The sequence below is a fragment of the Gluconacetobacter entanii genome, assembly GCF_003206495.1.
Taxonomy (GTDB): Bacteria; Pseudomonadota; Alphaproteobacteria; order Acetobacterales; family Acetobacteraceae; genus Novacetimonas; species Novacetimonas entanii.
This window is the reverse complement of the sequence record NZ_NKUF01000001.1, coordinates 157073-169057: the sequence shown is the minus strand read 5'-3', so window position 1 is coordinate 169057 and position 11985 is coordinate 157073. Positions and strand designations below refer to the sequence as shown.

At 65.6% G+C, this 11985-nt stretch carries 8 protein-coding genes; 4 read left to right on the top strand and 4 right to left on the bottom strand.

The window, feature by feature from the left end:
* Positions 1–108 precede the first annotated feature (108 nt).
* The 4 genes from CFR72_RS00775 to CFR72_RS00760 all read right to left on the bottom strand — a co-directional run bounded on the left by CFR72_RS00775 (position 109) and on the right by CFR72_RS00760 (position 5242).
* Positions 109–615 carry a GNAT family N-acetyltransferase gene (locus CFR72_RS00775; protein ID WP_110912225.1) on the bottom strand — a complete coding sequence of 169 codons (507 nt, stop codon included), beginning with the start codon at positions 613–615 and terminating at the stop codon, positions 109–111.
* Positions 616–682: 67 nt separating this feature from the next.
* Positions 683–2662: an RNA polymerase sigma factor RpoD gene (gene rpoD / locus CFR72_RS00770; RefSeq protein ID WP_110912155.1), complete on the bottom strand. Its 1980-nt coding sequence runs from the start codon at positions 2660–2662 to the stop codon at positions 683–685.
* Between the two features lie 232 nt (positions 2663–2894).
* Positions 2895–4766 (bottom strand): DNA primase, encoded by a 1872-nt coding sequence (gene dnaG, locus CFR72_RS00765; protein WP_110912154.1) that lies wholly within the window; start codon positions 4764–4766, stop codon positions 2895–2897.
* 14 nt (positions 4767–4780) lie between these two features.
* A complete protein-coding gene (locus CFR72_RS00760) occupies positions 4781–5242 on the bottom strand; it encodes a GatB/YqeY domain-containing protein (protein WP_110912153.1) in 462 nt (153 codons plus the stop codon).
* Positions 5243–5395: 153 nt separating this feature from the next.
* Here CFR72_RS00760 and carA point away from each other — a divergent pair, with 153 nt between their 5' ends.
* The 4 genes from carA to CFR72_RS00740 all read left to right on the top strand — a co-directional run bounded on the left by carA (position 5396) and on the right by CFR72_RS00740 (position 11883).
* Positions 5396–6796: a glutamine-hydrolyzing carbamoyl-phosphate synthase small subunit gene (gene carA / locus CFR72_RS00755; RefSeq protein WP_110912152.1), complete on the top strand. Its 1401-nt coding sequence runs from the start codon at positions 5396–5398 to the stop codon at positions 6794–6796.
* Positions 6797–6809: 13 nt separating this feature from the next.
* A complete protein-coding gene (gene carB / locus CFR72_RS00750; protein ID WP_110912151.1) occupies positions 6810–10067 on the top strand; it encodes a carbamoyl-phosphate synthase large subunit in 3258 nt (1085 codons plus the stop codon).
* Positions 10068–10202: 135 nt separating this feature from the next.
* Positions 10203–10676, top strand: a complete 474-nt coding sequence (gene greA / locus CFR72_RS00745; protein WP_110912150.1) for a transcription elongation factor GreA — start codon at positions 10203–10205, stop codon at positions 10674–10676.
* A 10-nt stretch (positions 10677–10686) separates the two neighbouring features.
* Positions 10687–11883 (top strand): threonine ammonia-lyase, encoded by a 1197-nt coding sequence (locus CFR72_RS00740; RefSeq protein WP_110912149.1) that lies wholly within the window; start codon positions 10687–10689, stop codon positions 11881–11883.
* Positions 11884–11985: the final 102 nt, after the last annotated feature.

Here is an 11985-nt window from a genome sequence, read left to right as displayed (position 1 = left end):
TTTTCTGGAGCAGATATTGGTTCCATATGTTGTCATAACAACTGGCGAAACAAAATAATTTTGCACTTACATTAAGTATGAGTTTCAGAATTTCCTAACTGTCAGATTTTACTGGATTTCCGGTAGGTGCAGCCCGATATGGTCGGGAATGTCCCATACCTCTCGCAGGACCCGAACCACGCGGAATCCCGCCCGGACATAGTTCGGAAGCGCACGTGGATGATCGGCGGAACAGGTATTGACCCGCAGCGCGGCGGGACGCTGCCGCCATGCCGTGCGGATGGCGGCATGCAGGAATGACAGCCCGACCCCACGCCCGATCCACCGGGGCAGCAGCCCGAAATAGGCAAGGTTGATATCGGGACATTGCCGCGCATCGAGTTCAAAGAACCCGGCCACCTCGCCATGGTCGCGCAGGACATAGACCCCGACCGCCGGATTGCCCAGCAGTTCGGCCAGTTGCGCATCCCCCATCACACGCCGCAGCCACCAGCAGTAATCCTGCCCGATACGGTTGTACAGGTCGCGGTACAGCGATACGGCGGGATGGATCTCCCGCCGTATCTCATAACCTTCCGGCAATTCCGGGACGGGACCGGGTGGCTGGCGGTCCATGCACAGGAACGTCACGTCCACCGACACCCGCGTGACACCCTGCACCACGACCCGGCCCCCGGGACGATCAGTTATCGTCAAGGAAGGAGCGAAGCTTGCGGCTGCGGCTGGGATGCTTGAGCTTGCGCAGGGCCTTGGCCTCGATCTGGCGGATGCGTTCACGCGTCACGTTGAACTGCTGCCCCACCTCCTCGAGCGTATGGTCGGTGTTCATGCCGATGCCAAAGCGCATGCGCAGCACACGCTCCTCTCGCGGGGTGAGCGAGGAGAGCACGCGCGTCGTCGCCTCGCGCAGGTTCGTCTGGATCGCGGCATCCAGCGGGATGACCGCCGTCTTGTCCTCGATGAAATCACCCAGGTGGCTGTCTTCCTCATCCCCGATCGGGGTTTCGAGGGAGATCGGCTCCTTGGCGATCTTGAGCACCTTGCGCACCTTCTCCAGCGGCATACCCAGCTTTTCGGCCAGTTCCTCCGGCGCGGGCTCGCGCCCGATCTCGTGCAGCATCTGGCGCGAGGTACGCACCAGCTTGTTGATCGTCTCGATCATGTGGACCGGGATGCGGATCGTGCGCGCCTGGTCCGCGATGGAGCGCGTGATCGCCTGGCGGATCCACCATGTCGCATAGGTCGAGAATTTGTAGCCACGGCGGTATTCGAATTTGTCCACCGCCTTCATCAGGCCGATATTGCCTTCCTGAATCAGGTCGAGGAACTGCAGGCCGCGATTGGTGTATTTCTTGGCGATCGAGATCACGAGGCGCAGGTTCGCCTCGATCATTTCCTTCTTGGCGCGCGCGGAATCACGCTCGCCCCGCGACACGGTGGCATAGACGCGGAGGAATTCGCCCACCGGCAGCCCCGTCTCCTGCGTCAGTTCCGCCACCTGCCCACGCAGGCGGATGACCGTGTCCATGTGCTTGGCGACAAAATTCTTCCACGCCTTGCCCGGCAGGGCGGAGACGACATCCACCCAGCCCGGGTCCAGTTCGCGCCCGCGATATTTCAGCAGGAAATCCTCGCGCGAGACCTTGGTGCTTTCGGCGAGGCGCAGCATGCGCCCCTCCAGCCCGTTAAGGCGCTGGAAGATGGCCTTCAGGTGTTCCACCAGCACCTCGATGCGGGTGTTGTGGAGGTGGACCTGCTGGACCTTGCCGACAAGTTCGCAGCGCAACTGCTCGTACGCGGCCTCCGCCTCGGCGGAGATTTCACCGCCCGACGTCAGTTTCTCAAGCCGCGTGGCCTGAAGTTCGTGCAGGCGGGCGTACAGCGCCTCGACTTCCTCGAACTGTTCGAGGATCTCGGGCTTGAGCTTTTCCTCCAGCGCGGAGAGCGACAGGCCGGCGCCTTCGCCCTCACCCTCGCCTTCCTCGGCCTCCTCGTTCTCGGACGTGGCCTCGAAACCGTCTTCGGACGCGGGTTCCTCGCCTTCTTCCGTCTCCTCGCCCGGGGCGGCATTGCCGGACTGCATCGCCTCGAGATCGACGATGTCACGCAGCAGCATTTCCCCGGCCTTGAGCCGTTCGTGCCACGAAATGATGGCGCGGAACGTCAGCGGGCTTTCGCACAGGCCGCCGATCATCTCGTCACGGCCCGCCTCGATCCGCTTGGCGATCGCGATCTCGCCCTCGCGGGAGAGGAGTTCGACCGATCCCATTTCGTGCAGGTACATGCGCACCGGGTCGTCGGTGCGGCCAAGGTTCTCGCTATCGACGTTACCGGCGGCCGGTTCCTCGCTTTCGCCCTCGGCGGGTTCCTCGCTCTTGGCTTCCGGCTCGGCAGCGGTGTCTTCGGACTCGCTGTCGTTGTCCTCGTTCTCGACGACCTGCATGCCCATTTCCGACAGGGCCGCCATGACGTCCTCGATCTGTTCGGAAGACATCTGGTCCTGCGGAAGGACGGCGTTCAGTTCGTCAAAGGTGATGTAGCCCCGTTCCTTGCCACGCGCGATCAGCCTTTTGACGGCTCCGGACTGCGTATCCAGCAAGGTGGTGTCATTGTCCTGATCACCGGAAGCTGCATCCGTTCCCGCGGCTGTCTTTGTCGCCATGCCCGATCAATCCCTACCCAGCAAATCTGTGGCCCGCCCGGTCCGGGCGGAAACATCAAAGGCCCCGCGTCGGGGAACACTGTCCCTTCCGCCGTTTCCATCGCGCCTGACACGCGGCAGAAACACAAATACGGCCATTGTATAGCATACAGTTCTTTCGACAGGTGCAGGTGGTCGATTCACCCCCCGAAGTCAAGGGGCACGCCCTGATTTCCCCAAAAACACCGCGCGCTCATTGCGTATCGGGAATGTTCCCGCCCCGCCGCAGCGACTCCAGCGCCAGCAGCCGGACACGCAGGTTTTCCCACTGGCGTTCGTCAAATTCCCCCGCCATCATGCGTTCGGTATCAAGGCGCACGTCGGCGGCAAAACGCTCCACGTTCAAAAGCGCGTAAAAATGCCACCATTCCTGCCGCACATCGACATCCATCAGGTCATCGCGCTCCTGCGCCGACAGTGGCAGGGGATGCGACGACAGCACGCGCGCACGCATGTCCGACAGTTCCGCCGCCTCTATGCGCGTCAGCAGCGTGGCCATCAGCGTGGGGGCATCGGGATCACCGTCCTCCTCCGCCAGCATGTCGATCATGACGGCCCGCAGCGCAGAGAGTTCAACCGGCAGGTCCAGGCGGCAGTACGCATCCTGCACTTCCTCGACCACTTCGGGATGGCGCAGCAGGATGGCGGTCAGGATGCGCATGCGCTCCAGCGCCACGGCCTGCGCATCGAGGTCCGGCGCCACGGGCAGCACCCCCGCCGACGCGCGTGGCGGGGGTGCTGCCCCTTTCCCCTGCCCCTTGCGCCCGGAAGGGGCACGGCGGCGGAACGTGGAAAAGAAACGGTCCAGCAGGGTGGAGCGGTATTCCGACGCCAGCGCCCGGTCCGGGATCTGGGCCGCCGCCCCCTCCAGCCGCTGCCGCAGGGCCGCGCGCTGTTCCGGCCCGGGATCGCGCACCCCCTCGCTGAGCAACCCGAACAGCACCTCGCTCAGCGGGCGCGCGCCGTCGATCAGGGCGGTCATCGCCGCCGTGCCGCGCTGGCGCAGCAGGCTGTCGGGGTCCTCCCCCTCCGGCAGGGTGCAAAAGCGCAGGGTCCGTTCGACATTGAGCAGTGGCAGCGCCGTCTCCGCCGCCTTCACCGCCGCGCGCTGCCCCGCCGCATCGCCATCGAAACACAGCACCGGCGCGGGGGAGACCTGCCACAGCGCCTCCATCTGTTCCGCCGTCAGCGCCGTGCCCAGCGGGGCGACCGCGCCACCAAACCCCGCCTGGTGCAGGGCGATGACATCCATGTAGCCTTCGACCACCAGCAGTTCGGGCCGCGGGGGGACATCCCCCCCGCCGCGTGGCCCGCGCACCGCAGCGCGGGCGCGGTCAAGGCCGAACAGGACACGGCGCTTGGCAAAGATCGCGGTTTCCGGGCCATTGAGGTATTTGGGCTGCCCATCGCCAAGGATGCGCCCGCCAAAGGAGACCAGACGCCCGCGCCGGTCATGGATGGGAAAGGTGACGCGGTTGAAGAACAGCTCGCCCTTCGGCCGCCCCTGTTCATCCACCCGCATCAGGCCCGCCTGCGCCAGCATCTGCGGGGTGATGTCCTGCGCCGCGAGTTCCTGCACCAGTCCGCCGCGCCCGTCGCCGGACCAGCCAAGGCCGAAGCCTGCGATCGTCTCGTCCGTCAGGCCGCGCCCGCGCAGGTAGGCCAGCCCCTCGCGCCCCTCGTTACGGTGCAGGCGCAGGCGCCACACCTGCTGCACCGCCTCCAGCACATCGCCCAGCGTGCGCGCCTCGCGCTGCATGTCGCGCTGGTGGCGGTCCATGCGCGGCATCTCCAGCCCCGCAGCGGTGGCGAGTTCCTCCACCGCCTCGGGGAAGGAGCGCCCCTCGCTCTGCATGACGAAGGAGATCACATCGCCATGCACGCCACAGCCGAAGCAGTGGAAATGGTCGTCATAGACATAGAATGACGGCGTCTTTTCCCCATGGAAGGGGCAGCACGCCTTCCAGTTCCGGCCGGAGCGCACAAGCTTCGTGCGCCGCCCGATGACCGAGGTGATCGGGGTGCGGGCACGAAGTTCGTCCAGGAACGCGGGGTCGAATGCCATGGGCCGCTACGCCTTCAGCGCGCGGACAGCAGCGACTTGACCACCGAACTTGCGATCGCGGCATCCAGCGCGCTGCCGAACTGCGTCTTCAGCGCCGCCATGACTCGGCCCATGTCCTTCATGGAGGTCGCATCCGTGCGTTCGATCGCCTCGCGCGCGGCGGCCTCGATCGTTTCCTCGTCAAGGTCGGCGGGCAGGTAGCTGCGGATCAGGGCGATTTCCGCCTCTTCCTTTTCCGCCAGTTCGGGACGCCCGCCCTGCAGGTACATCGCCGCGGACTCCGTGCGCGACTTCACCATGCTGCGCAGCATGCCGATCACGGCGTCGTCGCTGACCTGATCCTCCCCCTTGGCGCGGCCCGCGATGTCGAGGTCTTTCAGCTTTGCCGTGATCATGCGGATCGTGCCGACACGGTCGCTCTGCCCGGCCTTCATGGCTGTCTTGAGGTCTTCCATGAAACGTGCGCGCAAGGACATATTCAAACTCCTGTTGATAAAGGGGGATGTAGGACGGCCATCCCGTCCGGGAATGTTTTTCCCACGTCCCGCGACACGCAGGGGGTGCGGAATTTTCTTCCCATCGCCTGCGGCCGCTGATAGGAAATAGACCCGGAAGGGACAATCATCCAGATGCCGATGACAATAGACGAGATCATAAAGCGCCTTGGCGGCCCCGAACAGGCCGCGCGCCTGACGGGTGTCAGTACCGAGGCCGTGCGCAAATGGCGACAGGCCCGCGCCATCCCGCCCAAGCACTGGACCGTGGTGCTGCGCGAAACCGGGCTGTCCCTGTCCGACCTGCAACCCGCCACAGAATCCGACCGACCGGAGCCCCCCATGACCGCGCCTTCCCCGACCGTCCCGGCCGAGCGCCCCACCGCCGCGACCGCCGCCCTGATCCTGGCCGATGGCACCGTCCTGTGGGGACGCGGCTTTGGCGCACATGGCGAAGCCGCCTCCGCCATCGGGGAGATCTGCTTCTCCACCGGCATGACGGGATATCAGGAAACCCTGACGGACCCGTCCTTCGCCGGGCAGATCATCACCTTCACCTTTCCCCATATCGGCAATGTCGGCACCACGCCGGAGGATGACGAGGCCGCGCGCGTCGCCGCACGCGCACTGGTGGTCAAGGAAGACCTGACCGCGCCCGCGAACTGGCGTTCGGTGGAATCGCTTGATGCGTGGCTGAAGGCACGCGGCATCCCGGGCATCTGCGGCATCGACACGCGCGCGATCACGCGCCGCATCCGCGATGGCGGCCCGCAGACGGCCATCGTCGCCTACCCCGCCGACGGCAGGATCGACATCGCAGCACTTCAGGCGCAGGCCCGCGCGTGGCCGGGGCTGGAGGGCATGGACCTTGCGCGCGAAGTCACCTGCGCCAAACCCTACGCCTGGGATGAGGGCGTGTGGCACTGGCCGCACGGCACCGTGCCGCTGCCGGCAAAGCGCCGCCGCGTCGTCGCCGTCGATTACGGGGCGAAGCGCAATATCCTGCGCTGCCTGTCATCGGCCGGGTGCGAGGTGATCGTCGTCCCCGCCACCGCCACGGCCGAAGATATCCTGTCGCACGATCCGGCAGGCGTGTTCCTGTCCAACGGCCCCGGCGACCCGGCGGCCACCGCGTCCTATGCCGTCCCCGCCATCCGTGGCGTGCTTGACGCGGGCAAGCCGGTGTTCGGCATCTGCCTTGGCCACCAGTTGCTGGCCCTGACGCTGGGGGCGAAAACCTACAAGCTGGAGCGCGGACATCGCGGCGCGAACCAGCCCGTCAAGGACCTCGCCACCGGCAAGGTGGAAATCACCAGCCAGAACCATGGCTTCGCCGTGGATGACAAGACCCTGCCCGATGGCGTGCGCGCGACGCATATCAGCCTGTTCGACGGATCGAACGAAGGCATCGCGTCCGACCGCTACCCCGCGTTTTCGGTGCAGTACCATCCCGAATCCAGCCCCGGACCGTCGGACAGCCGCTACCTGTTCGACCGTTTCGTCGCCCTGATCGACTCCCTCTCCCCCACCGCCTGAAAGCCGTATCGACATGCCCAAACGGACAGATATCAGCTCCATCCTGATTATCGGCGCCGGCCCGATCGTGATCGGCCAGGCGTGCGAATTCGACTATTCCGGCGCGCAGGCGTGCAAGGCCCTGAAGGAAGAGGGCTATCGCGTCATCCTCGTCAATTCCAACCCGGCGACGATCATGACCGACCCGGGCCTTGCGGATGCGACCTATATCGAGCCGATCACCCCGGAATTCGTCGAACGCATCATCCTGCGTGAAAAGCCCGACGCCATCCTGCCGACCATGGGCGGGCAGACCGCGCTGAACACGGCGATGGCGCTCGACAAGTCGGGCTTCCTCAAGAAGCACGATGTCGAACTGATCGGTGCCAACGCCGAGGTGATCGACCGTGCCGAGGACCGGCAGAAATTCCGCGAGGCGATGGACGCCATCGGCATCGAAAGCCCGCGCAGCGTCATCGCCCATACCCTGACCGAAGCGCGCGAGGCGCTCAAGCAGGTGGGCCTGCCGTCGGTCATCCGCCCGTCCTTCACCATGGGCGGGTCGGGCGGCGGCATCGCCTATAACCGCGAGGAGTTCGATCGCATCGTCTCCTCCGGCCTCGACGCCTCCCCCACGACCGAGGTGCTGATCGAGGAATCCGTCCTCGGCTGGAAAGAGTACGAGATGGAGGTCGTGCGCGACGCCGCCGACAACTGCATCATCATCTGCTCCATCGAGAATATCGACCCGATGGGCGTGCATACGGGTGATTCCATCACCGTCGCCCCGGCGCTGACGCTGACGGACAAGGAATACAAGCGCATGCGCGACGCCTCCCTAGCGTGCCTGCGCAAGATCGGGGTGGAAACCGGCGGGTCGAACGTGCAGTTCGGCATCAACCCCGTCGATGGCCGCATGGTCGTGATCGAGATGAACCCCCGCGTCTCGCGCTCCTCCGCGCTGGCGTCCAAGGCGACGGGCTTCCCCATCGCCAAGATCGCGGCGAAGCTTGCGGTGGGCTACACGCTTGACGAACTGGCCAACGACATCACCGGCGGCAGCACCCCGGCCTCGTTCGAGCCGACGATCGACTACGTCGTCGTCAAGATCCCGCGCTTCACGTTCGAGAAGTTCCCCGGCACCCCGGCGCTGCTGTCCACCAGCATGAAATCCGTGGGCGAGGCGATGGCCATCGGCCGCTCCTTCCCCGAGGCAATGCAGAAGGGCCTGCGGTCCATGGAAATCGGGCTTTCGGGCCTCGACCCCGTGGACGCGCCGGGCGATGGCGGGCCGGACGCCTTCCGCGCCGCCCTGTCGCAGCCACGCCCCGAACGCATCCTGATGGCGGCGCAGGCCCTGCGCGCGGGCCTGAGCGTCGAGGACATCCACGACGCCTGCAGGTTCGAGCCGTGGTTCCTGCGTGAACTGCAAAAGATCATCGCCGCCGAACATGCCATCGTGCGCGACGGCCTGCCGCGCGATGCGGACCGGATGCGCGCGCTGAAAAGCCTCGGCTTCTCCGACGTGCAGCTTGCGCGGCTGTCGGGCACGTCAGCGGCGGAAATCCTCGAACTGCGCACGCGCCTGGGCGTCACGCCCGCCTACAAGCGGATCGACACCTGCGCGGGTGAGTTCGCATCGCCCACGCCATACATGTATTCCACCTACGAAGGTGGGTTCGGCGCGCCGGAATGTGAAAGTGATCCGACCGACCGGAAGAAGATCGTCATCCTTGGCGGCGGGCCGAACCGCATCGGACAGGGGATCGAGTTCGACTATTGCTGCGTGCATGCGGCCTATGCCCTGCGTGAGGCCGGGTTCGAGACCATCATGGTCAACTGCAACCCCGAGACGGTGTCCACCGATTACGACACGTCCGACCGGCTGTATTTCGAGCCGCTGACGGCAGAGGACGTGATCGCCCTGATCCGCCGCGAACAGGAAAACGGCACCGTGCTGGGCTGCATCATGCAGTATGGTGGCCAGACGCCGCTGAAGCTGTCACATGCGCTGGAGACGGCGGGGATTGCGCTGCTGGGCACGCCGGCGGACGCCATCGACCGGGCAGAGGACCGCGAACGCTTCCAGGCGATGCTGCACAAGGTCGGCCTGCGCCAGCCCGAAAACGGCATCGCACGGTCGCTGGCGGAAGCCGAGGACGTGGCCGACCGGATCGGATACCCCGTCGTGGTGCGCCCGTCCTATGTGCTGGGTGGGCGTGCGATGGAAATCGTGCATGACCGCGCCAGCCTGCAGCGCTACATGCGCGTGGCGCTACAGCTTGCGGGGCATGACGTAGCGTCGGGTCCGGTGCTGATCGACCGCTACCTCAACGACGCGATCGAGGCCGACGTGGACTGCATCGCCGATGGCACCGACGTCTATGTCGCCGGTGTCATGGAACATATCGAGGAAGCGGGCATCCATTCGGGTGACAGCGCCTGTTCGCTGCCGCCCTATACCCTCTCGCCCGCCATCGTCACCGAACTGAAGGCACAGACGGAGGCCATGGCCCGCGAACTCGGCATTGTCGGGCTGATGAACGTGCAGTACGCGATCAAGGGACACGACATCTTCGTCCTTGAGGTCAATCCCCGCGCGTCGCGCACCGTGCCCTTCGTCGCCAAGGCCACGGGCGTTCCCGTCGCCAAGATCGGCGCGCGTGTCATGGCTGGCGCACACCTGTCGGAATTCCGCCTTGATGACCAGGCGGTGGCCCCGCATGTCGCGGTGAAGGAAGCGGTGTTCCCGTTCAACCGCTTCCCCGACGTCGATACGATCCTCGGGCCGGAAATGCGCTCCACGGGTGAGGTCATGGGCCTCGACGCCTCGTTCGAGCGTGCGTTCGCCAAGTCGCAGCTTGCCGCCGGCGTGCGCCTGCCGCTGTCGGGGGAGGTGTTCCTGTCGGTGCGCGACAGCGACAAGGCCGCCGTCAAGTCGCTGGGCCGCCGCCTGGTGGACATGGGATTCAGCGTGGTCGCAACCCGTGGCACCGCGCAGTGCCTGCGTGACGCGGGCGTCGAGGTGCGCGTGGTCAACAAGGTGCTGGAGGGTCGTCCCAACTGCGTGGATGCGATCCGTTCGGGCGAAATCCAGATGGTCATCAACACCGCGCAGGGCGCGCAGGCGGTTGCCGACAGCTTTGACATCCGCCGTTCCGCGCTGACGCATGGCATCCCGCATTACACCACCATCGCGGGCGCACGGGCCGCGACCTATGCGATTGCTGCGATGCGCGACGGGGTTCTTGAAGTCGCGCCGCTTCAATCCTACTTTAAGGGATCGTACTGAACGCCATGCATGCCCCTGCCCGTCCGTCGGCCCCATCGGCCGCGCGGATGGGCGGGGGTCGTTTCATGCGGGCGTCCGCCATGACCACACCATCCGTCAGTCATCGAACGCTGACCTTCACCCCGGGGATACATCTTGCAGAAATTTCCGATGACAGGCGCTGGCCTGCAACGGCTCGAAGAAGAACTTCGCAAGCTCAAGAGTGAAGAACGCCCGGCCATCATACTGGCCATCGCCGAGGCGCGCAGCCACGGCGACCTGTCGGAAAATGCCGAATACCACGCCGCGCGCGAACGCCAGTCCTTTACCGAGGGCCGTATCCTCGAACTGGAGGAGATCGTCTCCTCCGCCGAGGTGATCGACCCTGCCACCCTGTCGGGCGACCAGGTGAAATTCGGCGCGCGCGTCCATCTCGTGGACGAGGAAACCGACAAGGAAGCCACCTACCAGATCGTCGGCGTCTATGAGGCCGACATCAAGCAGGGCCTGCTGTCCGTCTCCTCCCCGCTGGCCAAGTCGCTGATCGGCAAGAGCGTGGGCGATACCGTGTCCGTCCCGGCCCCCGGTGGCGACCGGACCTATGAAATACTGGCCGTCACCTACGGCTGAGGCGAAGAACGTGATCACATTCGACGATATCCGCGCCGCCGCACGGCGGATCGAGGGGCGTGTCCTGCGCACCCCGACCCTTCCGTCGCAGGCGCTTTCGCGGGCGACCGGCGCGGATATCGTGCTCAAGCTCGACAACCTGCAGGCCGTGGGGTCCTTCAAGGAACGCGGCGCCGCCAACAAGCTTGCGCTGCTGGATGAGAGCGAGCGCAGGCGCGGCGTGATCACGGTTTCCGCCGGGAACCATGCGCAGGGCGTGGCCCGCCATGCCTCGCTTCTGGGCATTGACGCGGTGATCGTCATGCCGCGCTTCACCCCCGTGGCCAAGGTGACGCGCACCGCCGCGTGGGGCGCGCGCGTCGTCCTGCATGGCGACAACTTCGCCGAGGCCACGGCCCACGCCAACGAACTGTGCGAGCGCGAGGGCCGGGTGTTCGTCCATCCCTATGACGACCCCGAGGTCATGGCCGGGCAGGGCACCTTCGCCCTCGAACTGCTGGAGGATGCGGGCGAACTCGACACCTTCGTCTGCCCCATTGGCGGTGGCGGCCTGCTGTCGGGCTGCGCGGTGAGCGCACGCGCGCTGCGTCCGGGCATGGACATCATGGGCGTGCAGGTGGAGAACTACTCCTCGCTTTCCGGCTTTCCCGGTGATGAGGTGCTTCCTCCCGGCGGCCCGACCATTGCCGAGGGGATCGCGGTGCTCAAGGTTGGGCGCCAGCCACTCGAGGTTCTGCGCGAACATGTCTCCACCGTGCTGACGGTGCCCGAAAGCGCGATCGAGACCGCGATCACCATGCTGGCCGAAGGTGCCAAGCAGGTGAGCGAGGGCGCGGGTGCGACCGCACTGGCCGCCGTGCTGACCTATCCCGAACTGTTCCGGGGCAAGCGGGTCGCGCTGCCGATCACGGGTGGCAACATCGACAGCCGCATCCTTGCCAACACGCTGCTGCGCTCGCTCCTGCGCGACGGGCGGCTTTTGTGCCTGAAGATGGAAATTCCCGACCGTCCCGGCGTGCTGGCCGACATCTCGCGCAAGATCGGCGAGGCGGGCGGCAACATCATCGAGGTCTCGCACCAGCGCCTGTTCACCACGCCCAGCGTGCAGGCCGCCGAACTCGAGGTCATGATCGAGGCACGCGACCCCGAACATGCCCGCGCGCTGGAGGCGGAACTGTCGAAGACCTATATCGTGCGCCGCGCGTGAGGGGGCGCTGCCTTTTTAAAAGGGCAGCGTCTTTCGAAGCTTTTAAAAAAAAAGCTTCACCAAAAACTTTTATGACTTTCCCTGATTTTCCAGAACTTCCCG